The sequence below is a fragment of the Mycobacteriales bacterium genome (assembly GCA_035533475.1).
Taxonomy (GTDB): Bacteria; Actinomycetota; Actinomycetes; order DATLTS01; family DATLTS01; genus DATLTS01.
Window position 1 is genome coordinate 1 of record DATLTS010000008.1, and the last position, 22,671, is coordinate 22,671.

A 22,671-nucleotide genomic window follows, 5' to 3' on the forward strand; every position below is an offset into this window, starting at 1 on the left:
AAACGACGACCTCGGCGGATCAAACCGGATGAGTCGACCGAAGGAAGCTAGACGACGCTGAAATCGTGCCATGGACGGTTCTTCGTCCATGCAGTCGATCGGGATCAGAAACCCGGTCCACAAGAGGATGTCGCTCGGCCCATTGCCGAGCACCTGGTAGGCAACGTCCACGCCACCGACCTGGACGTAGCGGGTCCTAGTGGGTGAGGCCACCCCGAGAGGGTACCGGGCAGTCCGAATGCACATCCATTGACCGTCCACTCTTGCCGGAGATCGAGCGGTTCCACATGCAACCTGGCCTAGCCCGAAAAGTGCCGTACCGGGCGTATCAACTCTCGCGAGCGTCGGCGATCGCCGCTGGGTCCATCTGGAGTACTCCATAAATCAGTGCGGCGTTTGTTTCCGGATTGATCTCGGCCTGCGACGATGTCGTCACAGCGACCGATCATCGGCTTCACGGCGGAGCTGGAGCGCCAGGCTGGGGACGACGAAGGACGCGAGGAAGATCGGCAGAAAGCTCTTTCCGGTGCATCGGAAGGCGACGGTTTGGCTCTCTGCGGCGTCGAAGGTCTGAGTTCGGCTGGAGTTTCGGCCACTGCGAATTTGCAGGGTGTGACGTCCAGGTTCGACTTGTATCTCGATGGTCTCGTTCATTTCGAGGGATCCGGCACGCTGACCGTCAACCACGATGTCGTACGTGCCACGTCGAACCTCGACTCCGCGTGCTTTATGCGTCAGCTTCAGGGTTGCTGTCATATTCGACCTCCATGGTCTGCCGGCCGTGGTTCTGATTTGTAACCGACACGGTCACCGACTCGACCGCGGCGGTGCGCGTCGGGTCCGCCAACGCGTAGGAGGTCTGCGGATCCCCGCCGATCCGGTTCATCGACCACAGCAGCCCGGCCGGCTCGACGTCGGAGTAGCTGCCCGCCAGCGCGGCGTTTTGGCCAGATCCACGATCCCCGCCCGGTTCGCGGCGAAGACCACCGACGATAACCAGGCCCGCCCGTCCGCGTCATCAGCCGTCGCCCGAACGGTGACCCGCTCACCCGGGCCAACCCGATCACGCTGACCCGGACCGGTGCGTCGAGCAGCGCCACGGGCTGATCAGCAAGCAGCCTGACATGCGTGGAGGTGCCCCCGCCGCAGCCGGCCACAGCCGCCACAACCGCGCACGCCACCCCAAGCGTGACCGAACACCTAGCCGACCGCGGCAACCCGAAACGCACGAACAGCCACTGTAGCAACCACCACGGTCGGATCACCCACATCGCCGGCCGGCGGGTTGCCGCCCCGGCCCCTGCACGGGAACCTGGCGAGTGCACGGCTACTGCCGTCCCGGTGTCGCTGTTCCTCGTCGTGGCCGCGACTTGCCGAGAAGCGGCGTAGGCGCGGTTTCGGCGGCCGGCTGGCGTGAGTCACTCAGCGATCTCCGCCGAATTCTGGCGTCTGGCGCAGACGTAGCGCACCCACGCCGAGCCGCGTCGAAACATGTCCTTGCTGTAACATGGTTAACAGCAAGACGACCCGGCAGGACCCCTAGATGTGGGGTAATTCAAGGCGATCTTGTATCGCTAACTCAGATACACCTCACCCGGTCGAGCGCCGGTTGCTGATCGCTCACGGGGTGCGAGCTGTATTCCTCACGAGCGGACGCCAGATGAATTCCTGGGAGATGCTCGCATTGATCGTGCGGTTCTGGGACTCGATTGAGCGAGCCGCGGAAACACCTGGTCCGTGGATCAAGTCGTTGACCCAGAACGGGCTCAAGGCGCTTGCGGCAGCTGGTGATCAACCTTCCGCAAAGCGACGGGACGATCGGTCAGCTGGCGCTGACTCCTGGGACGGTTTCCGAGTACAACGCGGATGTCAGGGCACTGCAAGCGAGTGTTCAGACGCCAAGTCCTTCGGCGGTGGCCGCCTCACCGGCAACGACCTCCGGGCCACAGTCGCCGATCGGGGCCGGCATCGACGGTGAACTTTGGGGCAGCGGGACGGTGTCCGATGGATCCGGGGCGTCGGTCAGTTACCTCGGATCGGCATTGGTCCGCCGCAGCATCCCGGGTGGCAGCGTGCTGGTTCCGGCCGGCTGGGCATACTTGGACCAGAGCATCCCGTCCGACCATGACGACGTCCTTTATTTCGATCCGGCCAATCCGACCGCGCGCTTCGAGTTCTCCGCATCCGGTTGCACCGGCTGTGTGACGAACAGCGGGCAGAATCCGGCCGGTAACCCGCGAGCGGTGCTGCCGGCGAACACCATCAGCTCGTTCATCTTTGACGGTCGGGCGGGTGCTGGCTTCCAGGAGAAGCCGTGGCTCGGCTACGACGTGAACGGCGTCGTGCTCGTGACCAAGAGCAGGGGTGAGGCTAACGGCTACGCGACCTACCGCGTCGCGCTACCCCCGAGCGACACGCCACTGGCGACGAAGATCCTTAACAGCGTGCAGATCAGCTGACTCGAGGCCGAGGAGCGTGCTCGGTCACCCTGCAACCGCTGACCCCGGAGGTCCGGGTGGTTGCGCCCGACGACACGCGAGCCAGCAGTTCCTCCTAGAGTGACCGCTTGCGGAGGCTTCCCAGGCCGAGCGCCGGCGCTCGGCTCGAGGCGATGCTTTCGTTGCAAGCATGTCTGGCCCTGTCAGCATGATCTGGCCCCACCGCCTCCTCAAGAATCAGTCAACGTGTTGCGACGATCACTGGAATCCGCCCCGTCATCCTGGGGCCAAGTCGAGTTGACACGGCCACATGTCCGTCAAGCGAAGGCAACCACCATGGACGTCGGCACTCGCGCAGTGCGACCAGAGTCAGTATTGCCCGACGGCGAACGATCGCTGCTAGTCGAGCATGGCCACGGCTCGCTGGAGGAGCTGGACCATATCGATGTAACCGAGACCAGCGTCGAAGTTCGTGTCCGGGTGTTGCTGCGGTACCTACCTGAGGTCGCAGCCCGGATGGGTCGCGGGGAGATCGTCTTGGGGACCTTGCAGCTGATCCTCAAGACGGAGACCGTGCAGCTGTCAGAGCCGCTGGGCGCCCGCCGAATCGAGACCGCACTGTCGGCCGAGTCGACCGAGCCGTAGCGACCCTTCTCGTCCACCGCAGAGGCTCAGCCCCAGCGTCCGGGTGCCGGCGCTCGCGGACACTGTCTGCGCTGGGGATGTGGCTATACTTATGGCCATGACATCAGCGGTGGAACATATGCCCCTCGCGGACGTGAAGAACCGCCTCTCCGAGGTTGTGGATCGGCTGGAGCGCGAACACGGCCGCGTCGTGATCACCAAACACGGCCGGCCCGCGGCTGTCGTGCTGAGCATCGAAGACCTCGAAGGTCTCGAAGAGACGCTTGAGATCTTGAGCGACCCCGCGCTGATGAAACGCATCAAGAAGGCGGAAGCGGAGATCGCTGCCGGTTTGGACGAGGTCCTCACCAAGGAGCAACTGCTTGACCGCGCTCGCCGACGGTGACCGGGCCGGCGTTCGAGGTGACGTGGTCGCCGACAGCACAGCGCGATCTACTACGGCTGCCGGAGAAGATCGTCACCGCCGTCGCCGAGTTCGTTTACGGACCTTTGGCTGACAGCCCACACCGTGTCGGACGACCACTTCATCTCGAACTCGCTGGCAGGCACGCGGCGAGGCGCGGCAGCTATCGCGTCGTCTACCGGATTGATGACGATCAACGGCGGGTTCGGGTCGAAAGCATCGACCACCGATCAGACGTCTACCGGCGCAGGTGACGCGCCGGTAGGACGCGCCGCCTCAGAAGATCAGCCATTCGGTGCCGCGCAGTCGCGGCCCAACTGCCCAGTGCCGGCGATCTCGCTCGGGTGATGGCGCAGAGGGTCGTTGGGCGAGGATGTAGCAGCGCCGGCTCGGATACTCCACTTCGGGGCGAGGCTGACGATCGATGGTTGCCGTGACCTGAAATCCGGCGTCCTCGATCTCGACCTTCACTTCGTCGGGATCGAGGAAGTAGCCGTCGATGTCGACACGCTCGCCGAACCAGCTGGTGAGGTGGTTCACCTGCCCACTGGCAAAGTCGGGCTCTCGACGTGGAAGGCGACTAGTAGCCAGCCGCCGGGGCGGACCGTGCGTGCGAGAACCGCGACCGCGAGTTCGCGGGCGGCCCCGACGGGGGTGAACCGGGCCATGTTCGCCCGTTCGACGGCGCGGTTCATCGCCGCTTGCAGGGTCTCGAGGTCGGGGACGTCGATGTCTTCGACGTCGATGCCTTCCTCGGCGAGCAGCGGCGCGAGTTCAGCCAGCATCTCCTGGGCGAGCCCCGGCTTGATCTGGACCTGCGGTGGTCCGGGTGGACGCTCCGGCCGCCGTCGACGCATGTCGCCCATGCGCCCATCGTGCCAGCACCTGCCGCCAGCACCCGCCGCCAGCACCTGCCGCCAGGCACGGCCAGGCACGGCCAGGCACGGCCAGGCACGGCCACGCACGGCCACGCACGGCGTGCCAAGCCGGGCCGCCGAGGCGGGCCCGCCGAGCCGGGCCGCCGAGGCGGTGACGGTCCAGTCGGCGGCCTCCTGGCGCAGCGCGTGCAGGCCGACCTTGATGGACAACATCGAATAGTTCCGAGCTGCGGCCAAGCCGTCCTCGTCCCAGCATGGGATGCCGGTGTCGGGATCGAGCGCGATCGACCAGAGCCGTTCGGGGGCGATGCGCAGGACGTCGACGACGGGCCAGAGGTACATGCCCTCCGACCACTGCCTGTCTTCGGTCGCTGCTCGCGGAGCGGCCGTCTCAACCGGCATCAACGGGCACCAGCTCGGCCACATCCGAGGCTGTCACCGCGAAGCCGCGATCGAGCGTCGCTACTCGGCCACGACGGGACCTTGCCAGGCCGGCGAGGTATGCGTCGGTCACCTGTCGGTGGCCAAGCACACGCGATAGGTCGACTTCGAGATAGGTGAGGTCGTCGAGCCACTGCTCGTGGCGGGCATGTCCGGTCAGCACCGTCAGCGCTGCGCGCGCGTCACCGCTGCTCGTGCCCTGGCGGACGAGCAGTCTGAGGAGCGTGCCCTGCACGGTCGGACAGGTCGCGAACCGGCCGGCTCGGCGAAACCATGCCCGGGCCGCCTCGTGGTGCACGTGCTCGGCCACCACCAGGGCCACCAGCACGTTGGCGTCCAAAAGACACGCGCCCCGGGTGCGCTCAACCATCCTCGTCGACCGCGGCCACGTCCTCTGCGGTGATCCGCCGCCCGACGCGCAAGGTCGGCAGCCCGCTGTCGGGATCGATCTCGATCGTGGCGTTGTGCGTCTCGACTGCAAGCGCTGAGCGCAGCAGGCTCGCGACCGTCCGGCTCAGGGTCTGGTGCCGGTCGCGGGCGATCAGCGCGGCTGCCTGATGCAGATCGTCGGGGAGATCGATCGTGGTCCGCATCACTGCATCGTATTTCGCATCAATGTGAACCGCAAGGCGATCGCGCTCCACGGCGACCGTGCAGAGCCGTCGGTCCTGGCCGCTGGGTGGGTCAACCATGGCCTGAGGCGCGGCGGTCAGGCAGGGTGCGGCTGCTCAGCAGCTCCAGCCGAGCGGTCGCGAGACTTCCGGTTCGCCGTGATCGACGAGGCCTTCGGGCACGGGTCGGACGCCTCCACCCGGTACGCGCTGGAGCTGTTCGCCAAGCTCGGTCTGCAGCTAAAGCGTCGCCACATCCTTGATCGCCGCGGCGATCCGGGCCGCCGCCGCACCAGGGTCGGCTGCGCCGGCGATCGGCCGGCCGATGACGAGCAGGGTCGCGCCGACGGCCAGTGCCTGCGGAGTTCAGCTATGGAGGGCCAGTCGAATGCCGACCAGGCTGCGACAATGCGCTGAGCTGCATACGATCAACCTGCGCCGACTGAGCAGCAAGAGTCCTGAGACCAGGATCGTCAACGTCGCCGTGGCCGCCGCTCGCACCAGCTGCTGTGGCCATCGGCCTGCGGCGAGTTGGGAGACGTGATGGGTTCGTTCGACGTGCCGCTGGGCGATGAACGCACCCAGCTCGACGCGTTCGTCGAGGAGTACCGCTGTGCCCTCGAGGTGACCCTCCACTGCCTCACCGAGGAGCAGGCCCGTCGCCACCTCGTCTCGTCCGCGACGACATTGCTCGGATTGCTCAAGCACCTCACGTGGATGCAGCGGGTGTGGTTCGAGGAGTGCGTCGGCGGCACGTCGCGTCGGGAGCTCGGCCTGGCACCTAACCCGGAGGAGTCCTTCCGGCTCACCGACGAGGACACCGTCGCCTCGGTCACGGCAGCCCACAGGGAAGCCTGCGGGACGGCCCGGACGGTGGTTGCGGACCTGCCACTGGATGCCATCGTGACCGGCCATCCGGCGGGGCCGCGGACGCTTCGCTGGGTGTACCTGCAGGTTCTCCGAGAGCTGGCCCACCACTGCGGACACGCCGACATCCTGCGCGAACAGGTGCTTGCCGGCTGAGTTCTGAGACCCAGGTCTTAAGGCCGCTGAAAGACCGGGAGCACGCAGGTCCAGCTGAACGGTCGATAACGAACTCCGGACCGTGGCGGCGTAGCCACCGCGGGCAATCGTCAGGACCGGATATCCCACCGGTAGGCCGGTCGACACGTCGGCAGGACAGATCTGTAGGCCAGCCTGCTCGTGAGCGCCAAGACAACAGCTTGGGGGAGCCGGTTGTCTTCGGCCTGCCGGTTTGCCGCCTCCGCAGCTCTGGATGGGTTGAGGAGAAACCGATTAGCCACGATCCTCCCAATCGCAATGAGCGGGAACGCCGGCTACATGGTCCCTGGCAGGAGGGATGATCTTCATGCCCACTAACGATCATGATCCGCCTCACTTCCATGTGAAGCGCGCCGAGCAGGTCGCCCGCGTGGTCATCGCCACAGGGAAGGTCCTGCCCGGCGCCACCCTCAGCGGTCGAGCCCTGCGCCTGGTCGAAGAATGGCGCCTGTTGCACCTGACGGAGTTGCGGAGAGCCTGGGAGAGCCTTCGGGATGGCCGGGTCCCGGCTAGCATTGATCCACTGGACTGAATTGGGAGGTACGTGGCTGTGCGGCACGTGACCGGGGTCGTCGTCGTGGCCGACTACATCGTCGACCTGACCTTCGACGACGGTTCAATCCGTCGCGTCGACCTTGCTCCGTTCCTGTGGGGCGAGATCTTTGCGCCCGTGCTGGCCGACTACGACGTGTTCTCCACGGTCAGAGTTGACCCCGAGATCGGGACGATTGCGTGGCCCAACGGGGCAGACATCGACCCGGACGTCCTTCATGGCGACGCTCTTCCCGCGTCCGGCCCGCTCGCGTCAGCTGGCTGAGCCAGCCTCGGCGCCATCCGGCCGGTCTTCTCTATTACGAGCGTTCGGGAACCGCGCGCGATCGCCGGTGTGAGCGTGCTGGATCCAAGGATGTTTCGGCGAGCGGTATCAGCCGTACCGGGGCGCCCCGCGAGCGGCATCATCGTTCGGCCGGATTGAACCGCCGTGGGATCGCCGGTGTGAGGTTGTCCGAACACCGGTCGTGGCGAGCGTTATCGGCCGCCTGCGGTCAGTGCATCGGCGGTTACTGGAACCCTGTCGACCGGCATCACGACGCGTCCTTGAGCGTGAAATGCACGCCTGCGTTGGTTACCCCCGAGCCCTGAAGGCGACTCTCAAGGAATCTGGCCGATCGGTTCGCTCGGGGGGGCCGTTTCCCTGTGTTTACAAGGCTTTCCGCCTCAGTCGTGAGCAGCGACGTTTTCCACAGGGCGTGCTGTGACACCTCGCCGACGGGGAGGATTCCAATCCGCAGCGGTCTCGTGAGAGGTACGCGACACTGGACGGGACGTCTCGCCCGCTCTATAACGGCGCGCTCTCGGGTAACGATAGCTTGATCCACGCAGAGTGGCCGGAAATACCCGGCGTCTCTGCTCGGGTCGGGAGGAGCCGGATGTCGGAGCCCGCCCGATAGTGACGGTTCTGATTGGTTCAGCCCCGATAGGTGCGGGCCCTCCTTAGCGCATGCACATGCACCCGAGCGGCTCGTTATGCGTTCTTCCGCGGGGAGCCCGGATCCCGCTCATGCCGATGAGCGTGCATCTGCTCGCCATAGGACCTACGGCTTCGGGGCGAGATTCGGCACGCGGACGCATCCTTGTGGCCGGCGTAAGCACGGCCGGCAGGTCCACGGACGGGGTGCTTGCTGCTTCTGGGTAGTGCGACGCGAGTCCCGCCCATGCGGGAGTGAGACTGCGGCTCGCAAAGGCGAGACTCCGGCGGCTGGCCGGTGCGGAACTGAGATTTCAACCTGGTTTCGCCTGTGCGGAGGTGGCCGGTCGACAATGCCGCGGGATGGCGGACGCGCGACGGCCCCCGCCAGCTGGTGGGGGCCGTCGCATGGTGCTGGGTGGCTACTGCGCGAAGAGCGGCGCGAGCCCGTTGGGGATCTCGAAGCCGCGCGCCTGCTGGTAGCCGCGGCGGGTCTCGCTGTACTGCGGCTCGATCGGCCGCGGGGCCTCGTCGGGCAGGAGGTCCTCCTCACGCATCTGCTGCACGATCCGATTCACGGGCCGAGTGAAGCCCTTGAGTGACCGCTCGGTGGCGTCCCAGCCGGCGATGGCGAACACGTCGGCGCGCTCAATGCTGCCGCCGCACCTGGCTGCAGCGACGATGACGTCGGCCTGGACGCGGCTGCCGTCGGCCCGGAGCCGCTCGAGGAACTCCGCGGCGAGCGCGGGGGTCCAGCCGTCGATGTTGGTGTCTTCGTCGAGCTCGATCGGCGTGTGAGCAACCGTCAGGATGTGCCCCGGCTGGGTGTACTGCTCGATCTGCTCAATGATCGCCGCGTGCAGGGCGGCGATCGTCTCGCTGTTGAGCCCCTGTAGGGGGACCTCGTACGTGAGTGTTGCGGTCATGCCCTTGCTCCGATCTGCCGGCGGGGAGGTCCCCTGACCGGTAGTGGGCACCCGTGCGTGTCAGGCCCAGGTGGCCGGCACTTTGCCGGCGAAGAAAAGAATAACAGGTCTCCACTATGTAGAGCAACTGTGTCGCACTGTGCCGCGCACTAACTGATGACCTGTGGCCCGCGGCTGCATGCTGCCGCCAGTCTGCGCCTGTGAATCCTGTGCGTGGCGCTTCACGCCACCTTCGGGCATGCCGATACGGTTCCCTGACGGTTCTACTCTAGGTACCGTCCTGGTACGAGAGGAAGGGGAGGCTGTCATGGACAAGATCAAGCCGCTGGCGTTCGTCGCAGCGGAGATCCGCACCTCGTACAACCCCGCCCTTGTCAAGGACGAGACGCTGGCGGCTATCCAGGACCGCGTCGGCACGCTGCCGGTCGCCCGCCGGGAGCATCGCCAAGCCATCGTCGTCGGTGGCCCGCCGCAGCCTGGCCAGACTGTGCTGCGCCTGATGGCGGCGGACAGCACGACGTCGCTGACGCTGGCGGCGGGATCGATCACGTTGGAGACAACCGCGTACGAGACCGTCGAGGTCTTCACCGGATTGCTCGAGGCGGCGCTGGTAGCAATCGGTGAGGTCGCGCCGCCGCAAGCGGTCGAGCGGGTCGGTCTTCGGTACGTCAATGAACTGCGGGTGGCCGTGAGCATCGAGACGCCGCGGCAGTGGGAATCGTGGGTGTGTCCGGAGTTGCTCGCGGGTCTCGATGGTGCAACGGCAGCCCTGGGCGCTGCCGGTGTCGACGGGGTCGAGTTCAGCGGGGCGCAGACGGTGCTGAGCTGGCAGCTGAGCCGTCATCGGGCGCTGGTCGCGCGGTTCGGGCCGGTGTTCGGTCCGCCGGCGGTCGGCAATGACCCGCTGCGCCGGCCTGTGACGCCCCCTGACGGCCCCTTCTTCCTGGTTGATCTTGACGGATTCTGGCCTAGCGCTCCAGCGAGCGCGGAACCGTATGACCCCTCTTCGTTGTTGAGCACGGTGCGGGAGCTGCATGCGCCGATCGAGGCCACGTTCCTGTGGGCCACCACTAAGCAGTTCCGGAAGGAAGTCCTGTGACCACCGCCGCCCCTGGCACTCCGTATGCCAAGCCGACCCAGGCCGAGAACGTTCGCGTTCCCGACCTGGGGCAGGACGGCACCGCGAGCCACACGCGCGCGCTGAACAACCAGGCGGCTGGTCTGCGCGACACGGTCAGCCAGCTTCAGCAGGACGTCGAGGCGATCCACCACGACACTAGCGAGCTCGACCTGCAGAACCGGGCTGCGGAGATCAACCGGGACAGCAGCCTGGTCGAGATGCTTGAGGACCTGGCGGACCGTGGCATGTCGTGGTCGGACATCGCCAAGGCGGTCTCGGTCACGCCCGCAGCGATCCGCAAGTGGCGTCGGGGCGAGGCCGCGCAGGGCCGCACGCGAATGCTGGTGGCGCACCTGTTGGCGCTGCTCGAGTGCCTGGAGCGCGCGGCTGTCGCGGAGCCGGTTGCGTGGCTGATCAGCCCGCTGACTCCGTCAGTGCTGGTCACGGCGTTGGACCTACTGCGCTTGGGCTACACCCAGGACGTTCTCGATCTGGCCTACCGGCGGACGGGCGCGACGGTCGTGCTCGACAAGCACGTCCCAGACTGGCAGAGCACCCGTAACCGGCGGCTGCAAGTCGAGGTCGGCCCCGATGGCGAGATGAGCCTGGTGCCCTTCAACGGCTGACAGGGCAGGCGCGGGCGGGCATATGCGGCCGGCCTAGGTCTTGGGGCGCGGGTACCTGCTCTGCAGTTCGACACGGATTTCGCGCTGCGCCGCGACCTGGGTGGGCTCCTTGCCGTGCAGGCGCGAGCGCAGCGACGTCTCATCGTCGGACGCTCCCAGGAGGTTCTGGAACTCGGCTCCGAGCTCGTTGATGCGCTCCTCGAGCGCGGCGGGGTCAGTGATCGTCTCGAGGCTCAGTGCCCGGTCGCACCAGTCCTGCTGCAGTGAGAGCTCGTGCTGGATGGGCCGGATGAGCTCAGTGATCTCCTGCTCGTCGGCGATGAACCGCGCTAGGTGGTTGATCCAGCGCTGCAGCAGGACCATCTGGCCGTACTCGCTGAGGACTGTGACGCGCTCGAGCGCGTCGAACTGGTCGGTCTTGACGGTATGCAGCTGGTGGAACGACACCGCCATGGGCTTGTTTTGGCCGCGAAGGTCGGGGAGCGGGAACCAGTCGAAGTACTTCGTCTGCCACTCGTCCTTGTCGAGGACCTTGAGGACGCGGAGCTCAGCGACGACGAGCTCCTTGCGAAGCTCCGTGGCCGATCGCCGCATCGAGCACGGGTGCGCGATGATCATCGAAAGGGGCAGCGTAAGGCCGCCCGCGGTTACGACGTCGCGGAGCACGTCGCCCTGGGCGTACGGCCGGGTGGCCGGTGGGGCGTCCATGCCGAACTCGTAGAGCAGCTCCGGCTCGTCCGGCGCCACCAGCATGCGCTTGCTCACTGCTCTCCCATCTCCCGCGTCAGTATCCCCGTCAGGGCGGTTACCAGCGGGCAACTGCACGCCGCGGCGGTCACGCGTCCCAGGCGCACAGTGCGCGGACAGCGCTCATTCGCGCACAGGTGCGGGTTCTCGTGCGGGAAGGCTGCAGGCCACCGAGCGGGCCAGGGCAACTAGCACGCACGGCAGTGCGTCGGGTGCTTGCGCCGCGGCGGCGTTCGCCGACGGCGCTAGATCGTGACCGCACCCGCCCCGGTATGCAAGTCGCTCGGCGCAATCCGTTCATGCCGCTACGAGGAACCCGGCCATACCGTCGACCAGCCGGTCCGCACGAGGCGGCCTTCACGGCCGCTCGCCCGAGGCCACACTGGATTGCTAGTCCGCACCACGGTCGGGGCTACACGGCCGTGGAGCATGACTGCGCAAGCATGTGGGCATGGCGCTCGCGCACCGAGACCGGTTCCGCATCAAGAGCCAACTGTCCGATGCGCTCGAAGAGGACCGAGAGTGGACCTTCTCGCGGCGCAACCTGCTGTTCGGAGAGTTCGGACTGCCACAGCAGGACGGCGACTGGAACGGATTCTCGCTCGCGGACGTCCTGGCCCAGGCGAGCGACGAGACGCTGATCGAGTTGTACGGGATCGTGCTCGGCGTCGACACCAACGAAGTCGTCAACGTGGTGGAGTCGGCGCCGAGCGACAGCGGGTGGAAGTCCGGCTACGCCCGCGTGTTCCTCTCGCACTCCGCGCAACACAAGGAGTTCGCCGGCCAAGTCGCCGACGAGTTGGCGGTCATGGGCATTCACGCGTTCGTGGCACACGACGCGATGGAGTACAGCCAGCCATGGCAGGAGCAGATCGAGCATGCTCTCCGAACGATGGAGGCCTTCGTGGCCCTCGTGCATCCGGAGGCGCGGGACAGCGCATGGTGCAACCAGGAGATCGGGTGGGCACTCGGGCGCCGCGTCCCGCGCTACGTCGTACGCATGGGTGCAGACCCGGCGGGCTTCGTGGGTCGGGAGCAGTGGCCGAGCGGACACGCACGCATGGCGAAGCAGGTTGCGCAGCTCGTCTATCGCTGGGTGGCAGGACTGCGCGAACTCGGTCCATCCATCCTTGACGGGCTCTTCAGCGCGCTGACAGACGCCGGCAACTACATCGATGCCGGAGCCGCGTCCGAACGCGTCGCCGCGCTTGAGTCGCTTGCGCCGCGCGACTGGGAGCGACTGCACGAGGTTTGGTGGTCGAACGACCAGCTCCACGGCGGGGTGCTCGCGACACGAGCGATGAGGCCGTTCTACGAGCAGAACCGCCAGCCGTGGCCGCCGCCCAAACCTGCACCGCCCGCGCCAGTCGACCCGGACGAACCGCCCTTCTGATTCCTCCTGCGCAGGCTGCAACATCCGCTCATGCCGCGACGCGGTCGCTCACCGAAGTCCGCGTGCGACCACTGATCGCATAGTTATGCAGCTCGGGACGTCCATCCAGGTCCAGCCCGGCCGTGGAATCACCAAACAGAGTGCCAGCTACGGTCGCTCCGAGTCGGCGTCATTCGGGCGACCTAAGGCGCCGTTCGTGGATCAGGCGGTCCTTGCCCAGCCAGTCGCAGCTGACGACGGCATCTGTTCGGGTGGGCATGGATCTTCCCGCCGTCATTCCTCGGTCCCGAGTGAGAAGTGAAGCCCCGCGTCGGTTACCCCGGAGCCCTTGAGGCGACTCTCAAGGAATCTGGCCGATCGCTCGCCGCAGCCGACACTGGGGTCGTCCCGTCGGCTGACAAAGCCCCTGGTCGGGGGCTTGCCTGGCTTTTGGCACCGCAGGTCAAGGCGGGGCACCGCCATCGTCGAAGGAGGATCCCCTGCCGGACGGCTCGAGCACGCGTGTTGCAGAATACCAACTATGCAACACAAGGACTCCGAGCCGAGGCGCTGGTGATCTTCGATGGTGTCGAGTGGGACGAGAGCAACCTGGAGCATGCCTGCCGGCGGGTCACGGCGGAGGAGATCGAGCAAGTGATCACCAACGCAAGCACGATCCGTCGGCATCGCCGCTAAGCCGACCGCATCTTGTTCACCGCTCGCACCGACGGCGGCAAGCTGGTAACCGTCGTCGCCCGCTACGACGCTGGGCACCAGCTCGTTCGGCCGATCACCGCATGGGAGGAAACGTGACCGAGCCAGGGCTTGACGCCAGGGACAACCAGTTGGCTGACTACTACGAGCAGCACCGAGAGGACCGTAAGTGGGGCGAACCCGAGCCGGTGCAACGGTCCGACCGGCTGGAGGTGACCATCTCTGTGCGCTTCACGCGTAACGAGGTCGCTGCGGTCAGGGCTCGGGCTGAGTCCGCCGGCCTCAAGCCCACCGCCTATATCCGCCGCTGCGCCCTGGAAGTCGAGGAGCCGCCGATCGATCGGGGCAAGCTCTCCCAGAGCGTCGCAGCGCTCTCGCGCGATCTGGAGGAACTACGCCGGACCGCCGGCTGATCGTCCTGTAAGCCGATCCTTTGCGCGAGTCGAGGACTGCGTGACAGACGCCGATTCGGTGCTCGCGTTGCACGGATCGCCCGACGCTCGTCGTCCCATGCCGGTCCGCTAGTTTTGCCCCGCTGTAGCGTCAGCACGTGATCGGCCGCAACGCCGCCGTCGAGGTCGAGGAACCTGTGACCCTGCCCACCGTGGTGTTGGAATCGGTGGCCGATGCATAGTGAGCTGATGAGCGGCTCCGGCCGCTCTACGTACATCAAGACGCCGTGACACCTCACCGCCGTGAACGGTTGGCCGCCGATTGCCTCGGCCGCGTCCTCACCGCGGGCCTGCACCAGGCGTACCCGATCGCGGACCTCTGAGGACTCTGTGGTAGCCGGTGCTCAGCCTTCCCCAGCATTGTTGGGGAAGGATCGAGGCGCGTCACCTCGTAGCCGGCCCGGGCCAGCGGGAAGGACTGATGGTCAGCGCCACCCCCAACGTCCAAAACGGTTCCCGGTGGCTCGGGGAGGTGGTCCATGAGGTGCTGGTGGAGCACGTAGGTGCGGACCCGTCCCTTCACCGACTGGAATCGGGCGGCGCCACCCCTACCGTCCCGCTCCTGGCCAGGTGGGCGGCCGCACTGGACGCCGAGCTGGATATCACTCTCCGCCCACACGTCGCCTGACCACGAAGCGCAGGATCGGCGCGCCCGAGCGCAACCCTCTTGCCCAATCTGGGTAATGGGGTAGGATTGTGGACGTGAGCGAGCAGATCGTTGACACCGATGCCCGGGGCCGAGCCAGCCTGGGTCGGCCAAGCCGTCGCTACCTCATGCGCGAGGAAGCCGACGGCACCTTGATCCTCGAACCGGCCGTCGTCGTCACGGAGCTCGAACGACGATTCATGGCCAACGCGGCGCTGCAAGCCCAGATCGACTACGCCCGAGCCCACCCCGAGCAGCGCCGGGCTCGACGTCAGCGGCCCAGCTGACGGTGCCGCCCGTCCAGCTCGACCCCATTCCGGCGGACAAGCTCGACAGCCTGCACGCCACCCTGCCCTGGGTGGCCGCGGCCATCGAGGAGTCTCTGGACTGGATCGGGGCCGAACCGGTGGACCTCCGCGCCAAACGCCGGCGGTTCAGCAACGGCATGTGGGCCATCCTCCGCTCGGTCGCCGACGGTGAATGGCTCGTGCTCTGGGAAGAGGATTCTCCCGGCCAGCCCGTCGTCCGCTTCATCGGGGAGACCAGCTCCCTGTAGGACGCGGCGCGCATGTCTGCTCTCGGTCGGCTCTGGTGCAGGTGCGACACGCTCTGGTGCCGGCGCTCCCGACCGGATCGGCGACACAGCCCCTCGACGAAGCCAGGATGGTCCGTTGGACGAGCGGCGCTCGCGTCGACTCACGATCCGCTACGGCAGAGCCCGATCCGGCCGCATGGCGGGATCGGCTGAGGCGGCGAGCTTGATCCGGACCCCCAGCTGTTGCCGGTGTTGATGCCCGCGCCGGTGCGGGAACGGGCCTTCTTCGAGGCATACCTCCCCAACTTCATCGAGGGCACGTAATTCACCGCCGACGAGGCGATCCACATCGTCTACGACCACGCGGTACCACCGGCGCGGCCAGCCGAAGCGCACGACGTCACCGGCACCTACCGGCTCATCGACGACCCGCGGGAAGCGCGATGTTCCCCGCCCCGGGCCCGAACTGCCCCATCAGCTTCAACGACGGCACGCCCGCCCGAGGGCGGCGCGGCCGGTAAAGCGCCCCGGACGGTTCAAGCCGCCGGCCAGCCAGTTCGGGTCCTACCGGTTCGTGGCCGCTGAGCTGGTGGCGGGCACCCTGGAACGCGGATTCGCCCTGGGGGATCGGTTGTCCGTGCCGTTCGCCCGGGCCGTGTTCACGATGCTCCTCATCTCCGAGGTCCACCGGTTCGACGACGGCAAGGGCCGCCTCGCGCGCCTGGCCATGAACGCCGAGCTGAGCGCCCACGGTCAGCACCGGATCCTCGCGCCGCCTGTCGTCCGCGACGACTACCTCGCGGGCTTGCGAGGGTTATCCCGGGAGGGGGACCCGCGCCTCCTCGTCCGGGTGCTCGCGAACATGTGGCGCTGGTCCGCGCAGATCGACCATTCCACGGTGCAGAGCGCGAGGTCTGATCTGGAACGGACGAATGCCCTCGTTGACGCCACCGACGCGGAACGCGCGGGCAAGTGCTCGGTCTTGCCGAGCGATTTGGCGAGGGGCCCGACGTCCATCGCGACGTTTGTGGCCCGCGACGTCGGGGACCGGGAAAGCCGGTCAGGAGAACGCGATGGAGCCGTCCGAGCCAGCGACTCCGGCGGCCGCAGCGGTGCCGGACGCGGCGGCCGAGAAGCTGTTCACCGTGATGTTGACGTTGCTGTTGGTGCCGCCGCCGCTGGCGCCGCCGGTCGCGGCGGTTGCCGGCGTGCCCGCCCCGGCGCCGCCGACGCCCTCGCCGCCTCCGCCGCCCCCGCCACCGTTCGAGCCGTTGCTTCCGGGACTGGGGCCGTTGGTCCCGGAGTTGGCGGTGGTGGCGTCCGTACCGCTCGTCCCCGCGGTGGCGGTCCCACCGCCGCCTCCGCCGCCGCCACCGGCGATGAGGATCGGGGGACCCAGCAGCCCGCCGACTGAGTCGATCGGGTACAGGTAACTCGCGGCGCCGCCGCCCCCGCCGCCGCCGAGATCTGGGGCCGTTCCGGTGCCCCCGCTGCCGCCACTGCCGCTCTCGGTGTTCGCGACAACCTGCGACGTCCCGTTGGTCCCGCCGGCCCCGCCGGCGCCGGCTGCGCCGGTAGTGCCGGCGCCCCCAGCGGCGCCCCCGCTGGCTGAGTAGTACGCGAAACCGACGCCGTTCGGGATCGTGATGCTCGCGATCACCTGGACACCCCGACCCCCGGCGCCGCCGCTGCCTCCTGTGGGGCTGCTGCCGCCGCCACCACCGCCGCCGCCGGTCAGGGTGACGGTGTAGGTCTGTGATGAGCCGGTGTTGTTGATCCACGTCCCGCTGGTGCCCGGCGACACCGTGGCCGGCGGTGCGGTGGAGGATGCCGCGGCAGCGGTGGGGGCGAGGATCGACACGACGGCCGATCCGGCGAAGGCAGCACCGCCGACCAGAGCACCACGACGGAGCAGGGCCCGACGATCGAAGGCTGCCGCGAGCCGCGCGGGCACGCTCACCAGGCCGACCTGCGTAAGCTCGGACAGGACCGCCTCGGCCTCCTCGGGCGCCAGCAGAGTCAGCTCGGAGATCGCGGCCAGGTCTCGGGATCCGTCGCAGGCGGCGAGTACCTTGCGCGCACGGGCGTCCAGCAGGTGGGCGTGATCGGTGGCGAGGTTGTAGGCGACGGCCTCGGTGCCGACATCCCTGATCACGAAGCCGGCGTGGACCGCCATCGGGCACCGCGGCATGTTCACCCCCGGGTTGGAGCCGTCGCCAGACTCTACGGGTGCGGACCGGGGTGCGCCAGGAGTGACGCTAGGAACCGCCGTCGAGACGTGCCACCAGCTGCGTCGCCGCTTCGGTGGCCTCGCCGCGATTGCCCCGGACACCCTGGGCGCGGGTGGCGGCCGCGGTGACCGCGCCGAGTACGGCCCGGGGGCGGGTCCGGGCCGCCACGGCGTTGCCCAGCAGGATCAGCGCGCCCGCACCGGGTGACAGCGCGCTGAGTTCGGTGACGGCGCCCGGCAGGTAGGTCAGGGCCGCGATCAGGTTCACGTCCAGCCGGCGCGTGGGGGGTTTGGGCTGGCCGTGCCGGGGCTGGGCGCATTCGGGGGGCGTGGCGATCGGCCGCGGGTAGGCGCTGGCCCGGCCATCCGCGGCGAGGAGGGCGTATTCGTCGCTGTAGTAGTCCGCCCCCAACGCGACCAGGGCGGCGACCAGGGTCGACTTGCCTGCGCCGGAACGTCCCGGCAACAGCAGGCCCCGGCCGCGCCAGCCGATGACCCCGGCGTGAACGACCACCCAGCGCGGCGTGTGCGCCGCGGCCCACAGCACCACATCGGCCCAGACGGCCGGAGCGAGGAGATCCGCCGGCCAGCTGGCGAGCCAGCTCGGCCCGCGCCACACCTCGACGCCACTGGGGGTCGGGGCGAGTCGCCAGGTCTGGTCCGGCCGGATGTCGGCCCGGCTGGGGGCACGCCAGCCGTAGGGCGGCTCCGCGGCCAGCGACGCCACCAGGTCCGCCGGCCCGGCAATTTCCAGCGGCACGCCGAATAGCAGCCCCCGGTGCCCGGCTGCGGGGGATCCGGCGGTCATCGTCTCCCCGATCCTTCTCGCCGTGGCCGAAAGGCATAACGTGCGCCGGCAACCCCGTGCGGCGCTTACTGTAGGTGGCCACGGTGGCGGGGTGGTTCATTCCGGGTTGTCGTCACAGGAGACGGATGACGCTCAGCGAGTACGGCAGGCTGCTGGCCCGCAGCTGGCTGCTGGTCGTGGTTGTCACGCTCGCGGCGGTGGCTGCCGCCGCCGTCTATACGTTCACCCACACCAAGACCTACCAGGCCAGCGCCGAGCTTGTCGTTTCGGGCTCCACTCCGCTGCAGAACAACGACGAACTTGGGCTGCGGGCCCTCGCGCTGCAACGCGCTCAGGAGTTCGGCCAGGTGGCCGCGACGCCACCGGCGATCTCGGCGGCGATCGCATTGGGGGAGCGGGAGGGCGTCTATCCGCACGCCAGTGCTCCGACCGTGTCCGTGGCCTATGTGCAGTCGACGAGCGTCAACCAGGAAGGCAGCCCATTCATCACGGTGTCAGTCACGGACACCTCCCCGGCGCTGGCCGCCGCTGTAGCCAACGCCTACGCCAGCACCCTGCCGACGCTGGTTCGCCAGCTCGGTGAGCTGCCCGTCGGCGTTCCCGACCCGATCACGCTGTTCGCCCCCGCCAGCGTTCCGGGCAGCCCGGTCTCCCCCAGGCCAAGCCTCGATCTGGCATTGGGGCTACTCGTGGGGTTGGCGGTTGGGGTCGGCGCCGCCGTCGCCAGGGACGCGCTTGATGGACGGCTGCGCAACTCGGAGCAGGCGAGCGCGCTGAGCGGGATGTCGTTGCTCGCGGTCGTGCCGGTCGACGCCGGTGCCGCTCGGCTACCCGCCCGCACGGCTCCCGGGTCCGCGCAGGGGGAGGCGTACCGAATCTTGCGGGCCAATCTCGAGCTCTCTATCGTGGACGGGCTGTTCGGCTGTGTGCTCGTCACCAGCTCGGTGCCCGGTGAAGGGAAGACCACGACGGCATGCAACCTCGCCGTAGTGCTGGCCCAGACCGGGGCCCGGGTCGCGCTGGTCGACGCCGACCTGCGTCGCCCGATGGTGCATGAATTCCTGAATGCTTCCGGCAGCCGGGGGCTCTCCGACGTGCTCACCGGTGAGTGCACGCTGGCCGACGTTGCTCAGCGTTGCGACCAGGTGTCGGTGATCCCGGCCGGGCCGGTGCCATCCAATCCGAGCGAGGCCCTAGGCAGCGATCGGATGGCTACCCTGATCGGCGAACTGTGCGCCGCCTACGACGTGGTCGTTTTGGACAGTCCGCCACTGCTGCCGGTCGCCGACAGTCTGCTGCTTGCGAAACTTGCGACGGCCGTCGTGTTGGTCGCCAGGATCGGGCTGACAAGGCGAGCCGAGCTGCAGCAAGGCTGCGCCGCTTTAGCCCGGGCTACGACCGCGGTCAGTGGCCTCCTCGTAAACGCAGCCAGCGCCCGGGAGGAAACCGGGTACTCGGGCTACTCCGACTATTACGGCGTCCCGGGCGACCGGGAGATCCCGGTCGCCCGGGCGGCCCGGCCTCGCTGGCGTGGTCGCCTGCTGGCCCCGGCCGGGCATGGCGCAGAGCCAGCACCGACCGGGTCTGAGCCTGCCCGGACAACGGCGAGCATGACCGAGCGGCTGCGGCGCCGGCTGCGATGAGCCACCCGGACGCGGTCCCGATCGCTGCGGATCGGCTACGCGCGAGTGTGGTGGCCCGGAATATCCGGCTCGACAACCTCGCCGTGCGGGTGTCCCAATCGTTGACCGCTGAGGGTGTCCGGCATGTGCTGATCAAGGGCCCGACGACCGCGACGTGGCTCTACGAGCCGGCCCGGCCTTACCGGGACGTGGACATGCTCATCGCCTGGTCCGACGCCCGGGCTGCCGTGCGACGCCTGCGCCGACTGGGCCTGCGCACGGCCGACGGATGGTACGAGGGTGCGGCCCACAGCCGGGTACTGCTCACTCCGGAGGGCTGGGAGGTGGACCTGCACCGAGCGTTGCCGGGGACCGCGCCCGGCGACACCGGCCGTGGCGAGCTGACCTGGCGGGTCCTCGCGGATCACATCGTCCCCTTCGCGCTCAACGGGCACATCGTCTCCGCACTCGACTTGCCCGCGCGTTGCGTGGTCCTGGCGTTGCACGCGCTGGCCGCCCCGGTCGGCGCCCAAGAACGCCAGGACCTGGTCAGGGCGTTGGCCAAGGCCGGCCCGGCAACGTGGCGGGAGGCCGAGCAGATCGCCGAGGAGCTGGGTCTGCGCGCGGAACTACTCGCGGCAGTGGCGCGCGAACGAGGCGAGCCGGGCCCGCGGCTTCCGGCCGCGGCCTACCTTCGCCGGCGGGCTCGCCCGGCCGGCACGCTGCGCCGGCTGCTCGACGCCGACCGGGGCCAGCTGCCGAAGCTGATCTTCCGCAGGCTCCTGCCCAGCCCGGGCTACATGCGTTACGCCTTCGGCCCCCCGGTCGGCCGAGGCTGGCTGATGCGCGCCCATCTGCGCCGTTGGAGGCGGTTGGCGCGGCAGCTTCCCGAGGAGTTGCGGCAGGCCCGAGGGGTGGCCGGGTCCCCGGGTACTGACGACACACGACGTGTCTCCTGAACCGCGCCACAGCGCGGTTGCCGGTCGACGAGCCACCGCTATCTGCCTCTGTCGGTCCCGCGGCCCTACCAGGAGCGCGCGGTAGCTGGCCGCAGCCCCGTGGCGTATGACCCGATGCCGGTGGTTTGCTCACGGTGGGATTTCTGACGTCCGCCGGTTATGCGGCGGGCCGAGGGGAAGCGCTCGGACGCCGCTGGGAGCGTGCCGCGAGATCGCCGGGCGCCGTGGCGCGTTTCCCGACCCGGCTCCCGGCTGGACTCTCGAGGACACCGACGTGAATCGCGACCTGTGCGCTCTGCGACGTCGGACCCCGGCCAGCCGGGTCAGGCGAACGTGATGGATCCCGGCGTGCCGGCGACACCCGCCGGCGTGGGCGCGCCGGACACGCTGGAACTGGTGAGGGTCACGGTGCTGCCACCGTCGCTGGGCTGGTCGCCGCAGCTGCCGGCGCCGGTCGAGGGGGCAGTGGCCGAGCCGCCGGCGCCGCCGCCGCCCTCGCCGCCCCCGCCGCCCCCGCCGCCGTTTGTGCCGCCGGCCCCGGTATTGGGACCAACGGTCGCGCCATTGGTGACGGCGACGGTGGCGGCTCCACCATCGGCCCCTGCGGTCGCGGTCCCGCCGTCACCGCCGCCGCCGCCACCGGCGATGAGGAGCGCAGGGCCTGTCAGCATGCCGGTGCTGGGGATGTAGGGGTAGAGGTAACTGGCGGCGCCGCCGCCGCCTCCGCCGCCGAGTCCCGGGGTAGCCCCCGCGGCCCCGCTTCCTCCGTAGCCGGCTGCGATGCTTGAGTGCTGCGACCCGCCGTTCTGCCCGCCCGCCCCGCCCACACCGGCCGCGGTAGAGCCATTCCCGCCGGCTGCGCCCCCGTCGCCTGCGAAGTAGGCGACACCGGCCCCGTTATCGATAGCGATAGTCGCTGTGACCTCGACGCCTTGCCCGCCGGCTCCGCCAGCGGCGGCCGTCGAACTTCCGCCGCCCCCGCCTGCACCGCCGATCGCGGTGACGGTGTAGGTCTGGGTTGAGCCGCTGCTGTTGACGTACGTCCCGCTGGTGCCCGGTGCGACCGTGGCCGGCGGTGCGGTGGAGGATGCCGCGGCAGCGGTGGGGACGAGGATCGACATGACCGCCGATCCGGCGAACGCAGCACCGCCGACCAGCGCGCCGCGGCGGAGCAGGGCCCGACGGTCGAAGCCGGCTCGGAGGGATTCCGGCACACTCACCAAGCCGACCTGCGCAAGCTCGGACAGGACCTCCTCGGCCTCCCCGGGCGCCAGCTGGGCCAGCTCGGCGATCGCCTCCACGTCTCGGGACCCGTCGCAGGCGTCGAGTACCTTGCGCGCCCGGGCGTCCAGCAGGTGGGCGTGGTCGGTGGCGAGGTTGTAGGCGACGGCCTCCGTGCCGACGTCGCGGATCACGAAGCCGGCGTGGACCGCCATCGGGCACCGCCGCATGCTCACCCCCGGTTGGAGCCGTCGCCAGACTCTACCGGGTGCCGACGCCCGATCAATTCATCAAAATGCGCGCGTAGGTGCCGTAGCTTGACGATTGCGCGGTCAGACTAATGTGAATGTGATGGAGGCAGGGGTGCCACGACGGTGGGCCGGCTGCACCCGAGCCGTACGGGGTGGCGCTGGTACGTGCAGATCGACTTTTCCACGGCGCAGAGCGTGAGGCCTGACATGGAGCGGACGCATGCCCCCGTTGACGCCTCCGAGGCGGAACGTGCAGGCAAGTACTTGGTCTTGGCGCGAACTCGCGAGTAGCCCTGTGGGCCTTGCCCCGGAACGGACCGATCAGCCGTGACGGATGGTTGGCGCTGGAGCGACCCGTTAATGACAAGGCGCGCTAATGGTGTACGGACACGTGTACGGAGAGTTATTTTCCCTGATCAGAGCTTGATCGTTTGCTAGTTTTGTTCGCCTCCGCCCGTGCGGTGGCTACTCGGTGGCTACTCCGGTGGCTACTCGC

32 protein-coding genes are annotated in these 22,671 nt (G+C 68.5%); 18 read left to right on the plus strand and 14 right to left on the minus strand.

Annotated elements, in window-relative coordinates:
* From VNG13_00740 to VNG13_00750, 3 genes are all read right to left on the minus strand, one after another.
* A partial coding sequence (locus tag VNG13_00740; protein ID HVA59048.1) for a hypothetical protein occupies nt 1-246 on the minus strand: 246 nt, incomplete at its 3' end.
* A gap of 186 nt (nt 247-432) precedes the next feature.
* Entirely contained in the window at nt 433-756 is a 324-nt protein-coding gene (locus VNG13_00745; GenBank protein HVA59049.1) for a hypothetical protein, read from the minus strand.
* Nucleotides 728-1,000, minus strand: coding sequence for an acyl-CoA thioesterase/BAAT N-terminal domain-containing protein (locus VNG13_00750; GenBank protein ID HVA59050.1), 273 nt, complete (start codon nt 998-1,000; stop codon nt 728-730). The genes VNG13_00745 and VNG13_00750 overlap by 29 nt, the downstream gene beginning before the upstream one ends.
* A 787-nt stretch (nt 1,001-1,787) precedes the next feature.
* Between VNG13_00750 and VNG13_00755 the strand changes: the two genes are divergently transcribed.
* The 4 genes from VNG13_00755 to VNG13_00770 all read left to right on the plus strand — a co-directional run bounded on the left by VNG13_00755 (nt 1,788) and on the right by VNG13_00770 (nt 3,740).
* The gene (locus VNG13_00755; GenBank protein ID HVA59051.1) at nt 1,788-2,459 is read left to right on the plus strand and encodes a hypothetical protein; all 672 of its coding nucleotides are present in this window, start codon (nt 1,788-1,790) and stop codon (nt 2,457-2,459) included.
* A gap of 315 nt (nt 2,460-2,774) precedes the next feature.
* Entirely contained in the window at nt 2,775-3,083 is a 309-nt protein-coding gene (locus tag VNG13_00760; protein ID HVA59052.1) for a hypothetical protein, read from the plus strand.
* Nucleotides 3,084-3,180: 97 nt separating this feature from the next.
* The gene (locus VNG13_00765) at nt 3,181-3,468 is read left to right on the plus strand and encodes a type II toxin-antitoxin system Phd/YefM family antitoxin (protein ID HVA59053.1); all 288 of its coding nucleotides are present in this window, start codon (nt 3,181-3,183) and stop codon (nt 3,466-3,468) included.
* A 17-nt stretch (nt 3,469-3,485) separates the two neighbouring features.
* Entirely contained in the window at nt 3,486-3,740 is a 255-nt protein-coding gene (locus tag VNG13_00770) for a type II toxin-antitoxin system RelE/ParE family toxin (GenBank protein HVA59054.1), read from the plus strand.
* A gap of 22 nt (nt 3,741-3,762) precedes the next feature.
* Here the strand turns inward: VNG13_00770 and VNG13_00775 are convergent, their stop codons facing one another.
* From VNG13_00775 to VNG13_00790, 4 genes are read right to left on the minus strand one after another with little or no spacing between them, the layout of a single operon-like run.
* On the minus strand, nt 3,763-4,026 hold the full coding sequence (locus VNG13_00775) for a hypothetical protein (protein HVA59055.1): 264 nt from the start codon (nt 4,024-4,026) through the stop codon (nt 3,763-3,765).
* Nucleotides 4,023-4,706 (minus strand): hypothetical protein, encoded by a 684-nt coding sequence (locus VNG13_00780; GenBank protein HVA59056.1) that lies wholly within the window; start codon nt 4,704-4,706, stop codon nt 4,023-4,025. Before VNG13_00780 ends, VNG13_00775 begins: the two co-directional genes overlap by 4 nt.
* Before the next feature lie 49 nt (nt 4,707-4,755).
* A complete protein-coding gene (locus VNG13_00785) occupies nt 4,756-5,175 on the minus strand; it encodes a TA system VapC family ribonuclease toxin (GenBank protein ID HVA59057.1) in 420 nt (139 codons plus the stop codon).
* A complete protein-coding gene (locus VNG13_00790; protein ID HVA59058.1) occupies nt 5,168-5,398 on the minus strand; it encodes an antitoxin in 231 nt (76 codons plus the stop codon). Before VNG13_00790 ends, VNG13_00785 begins: the two co-directional genes overlap by 8 nt.
* Between VNG13_00790 and VNG13_00795 the strand changes: the two genes are divergently transcribed.
* The 4 genes from VNG13_00795 to VNG13_00810 all read left to right on the plus strand — a co-directional run bounded on the left by VNG13_00795 (nt 5,363) and on the right by VNG13_00810 (nt 7,295).
* A complete protein-coding gene (locus tag VNG13_00795; GenBank protein ID HVA59059.1) occupies nt 5,363-5,833 on the plus strand; it encodes a hypothetical protein in 471 nt (156 codons plus the stop codon). The genes VNG13_00790 and VNG13_00795 overlap by 36 nt on opposite strands.
* Nucleotides 5,834-5,959: 126 nt before the next feature.
* Nucleotides 5,960-6,439 (plus strand): DinB family protein, encoded by a 480-nt coding sequence (locus tag VNG13_00800; GenBank protein ID HVA59060.1) that lies wholly within the window; start codon nt 5,960-5,962, stop codon nt 6,437-6,439.
* Between the two features lie 337 nt (nt 6,440-6,776).
* Nucleotides 6,777-7,010 (plus strand): DUF4160 domain-containing protein, encoded by a 234-nt coding sequence (locus tag VNG13_00805; protein ID HVA59061.1) that lies wholly within the window; start codon nt 6,777-6,779, stop codon nt 7,008-7,010.
* 12 nt (nt 7,011-7,022) lie between these two features.
* Entirely contained in the window at nt 7,023-7,295 is a 273-nt protein-coding gene (locus VNG13_00810) for a DUF2442 domain-containing protein (protein HVA59062.1), read from the plus strand.
* A gap of 1,073 nt (nt 7,296-8,368) precedes the next feature.
* Here VNG13_00810 and VNG13_00815 read toward each other — a convergent pair.
* Nucleotides 8,369-8,872 (minus strand): hypothetical protein, encoded by a 504-nt coding sequence (locus VNG13_00815; protein ID HVA59063.1) that lies wholly within the window; start codon nt 8,870-8,872, stop codon nt 8,369-8,371.
* 163 nt (nt 8,873-9,035) lie between these two features.
* Between VNG13_00815 and VNG13_00820 the strand changes: the two genes are divergently transcribed.
* Nucleotides 9,036-9,971, plus strand: a complete 936-nt coding sequence (locus VNG13_00820; protein ID HVA59064.1) for a TIGR04255 family protein — start codon at nt 9,036-9,038, stop codon at nt 9,969-9,971.
* Nucleotides 9,968-10,618 (plus strand): hypothetical protein, encoded by a 651-nt coding sequence (locus VNG13_00825; protein HVA59065.1) that lies wholly within the window; start codon nt 9,968-9,970, stop codon nt 10,616-10,618. The genes VNG13_00820 and VNG13_00825 overlap by 4 nt, the downstream gene beginning before the upstream one ends.
* Before the next feature lie 33 nt (nt 10,619-10,651).
* Here VNG13_00825 and VNG13_00830 read toward each other — a convergent pair whose 3' ends face one another.
* A complete protein-coding gene (locus VNG13_00830) occupies nt 10,652-11,383 on the minus strand; it encodes a hypothetical protein (GenBank protein ID HVA59066.1) in 732 nt (243 codons plus the stop codon).
* Nucleotides 11,384-11,816: 433 nt separating this feature from the next.
* Between VNG13_00830 and VNG13_00835 the strand changes: the two genes are divergently transcribed.
* The 3 genes from VNG13_00835 (at nt 11,817) to VNG13_00845 (ending at nt 13,864) form a co-directional block, all read left to right on the plus strand.
* Nucleotides 11,817-12,758, plus strand: coding sequence for a toll/interleukin-1 receptor domain-containing protein (locus tag VNG13_00835; GenBank protein HVA59067.1), 942 nt, complete (start codon nt 11,817-11,819; stop codon nt 12,756-12,758).
* Nucleotides 12,759-13,310: 552 nt separating this feature from the next.
* The gene (locus VNG13_00840) at nt 13,311-13,433 is read left to right on the plus strand and encodes a hypothetical protein (protein ID HVA59068.1); all 123 of its coding nucleotides are present in this window, start codon (nt 13,311-13,313) and stop codon (nt 13,431-13,433) included.
* 113 nt (nt 13,434-13,546) lie between these two features.
* A complete protein-coding gene (locus VNG13_00845; protein HVA59069.1) occupies nt 13,547-13,864 on the plus strand; it encodes a hypothetical protein in 318 nt (105 codons plus the stop codon).
* A 274-nt stretch (nt 13,865-14,138) separates the two neighbouring features.
* Here the strand turns inward: VNG13_00845 and VNG13_00850 are convergent, their stop codons facing one another.
* Nucleotides 14,139-14,291 carry a hypothetical protein gene (locus tag VNG13_00850; GenBank protein HVA59070.1) on the minus strand — a complete coding sequence of 51 codons (153 nt, stop codon included), beginning with the start codon at nt 14,289-14,291 and terminating at the stop codon, nt 14,139-14,141.
* On the opposite strand from VNG13_00850, the gene VNG13_00855 reads away from it, so the two are divergent.
* The 3 genes from VNG13_00855 to VNG13_00865 all read left to right on the plus strand — a co-directional run bounded on the left by VNG13_00855 (nt 14,244) and on the right by VNG13_00865 (nt 15,105).
* Nucleotides 14,244-14,531: a hypothetical protein gene (locus VNG13_00855; protein HVA59071.1), complete on the plus strand. Its 288-nt coding sequence runs from the start codon at nt 14,244-14,246 to the stop codon at nt 14,529-14,531. The genes VNG13_00850 and VNG13_00855 overlap by 48 nt on opposite strands.
* A gap of 74 nt (nt 14,532-14,605) precedes the next feature.
* Entirely contained in the window at nt 14,606-14,836 is a 231-nt protein-coding gene (locus VNG13_00860; GenBank protein ID HVA59072.1) for a hypothetical protein, read from the plus strand.
* A gap of 2 nt (nt 14,837-14,838) precedes the next feature.
* Nucleotides 14,839-15,105, plus strand: coding sequence for a hypothetical protein (locus VNG13_00865; protein HVA59073.1), 267 nt, complete (start codon nt 14,839-14,841; stop codon nt 15,103-15,105).
* A gap of 397 nt (nt 15,106-15,502) precedes the next feature.
* Here the strand turns inward: VNG13_00865 and VNG13_00870 are convergent, their stop codons facing one another.
* The 3 genes from VNG13_00870 to VNG13_00880 form a co-directional block, all read right to left on the minus strand.
* Nucleotides 15,503-15,844: a hypothetical protein gene (locus VNG13_00870; protein HVA59074.1), complete on the minus strand. Its 342-nt coding sequence runs from the start codon at nt 15,842-15,844 to the stop codon at nt 15,503-15,505.
* 300 nt (nt 15,845-16,144) lie between these two features.
* Nucleotides 16,145-17,260 (minus strand): hypothetical protein, encoded by a 1,116-nt coding sequence (locus VNG13_00875; GenBank protein ID HVA59075.1) that lies wholly within the window; start codon nt 17,258-17,260, stop codon nt 16,145-16,147.
* Nucleotides 17,261-17,342: 82 nt separating this feature from the next.
* Nucleotides 17,343-18,122, minus strand: a complete 780-nt coding sequence (locus tag VNG13_00880) for a hypothetical protein (GenBank protein ID HVA59076.1) — start codon at nt 18,120-18,122, stop codon at nt 17,343-17,345.
* A 125-nt stretch (nt 18,123-18,247) separates the two neighbouring features.
* On the opposite strand from VNG13_00880, the gene VNG13_00885 reads away from it, so the two are divergent.
* Both VNG13_00885 and VNG13_00890 read left to right on the plus strand, forming a co-directional pair.
* Complete coding sequence (locus VNG13_00885; protein ID HVA59077.1) at nt 18,248-19,765, plus strand: CpsD/CapB family tyrosine-protein kinase; 1,518 nt, start codon at nt 18,248-18,250, stop codon at nt 19,763-19,765.
* Nucleotides 19,762-20,703 (plus strand): nucleotidyltransferase family protein, encoded by a 942-nt coding sequence (locus VNG13_00890; GenBank protein ID HVA59078.1) that lies wholly within the window; start codon nt 19,762-19,764, stop codon nt 20,701-20,703. The genes VNG13_00885 and VNG13_00890 overlap by 4 nt, the downstream gene beginning before the upstream one ends.
* Nucleotides 20,704-21,026: 323 nt before the next feature.
* On the opposite strand, the gene VNG13_00895 is transcribed toward VNG13_00890, so the two are convergent.
* On the minus strand, nt 21,027-22,139 hold the full coding sequence (locus VNG13_00895) for a hypothetical protein (GenBank protein ID HVA59079.1): 1,113 nt from the start codon (nt 22,137-22,139) through the stop codon (nt 21,027-21,029).
* Nucleotides 22,140-22,671: the final 532 nt, after the last annotated feature.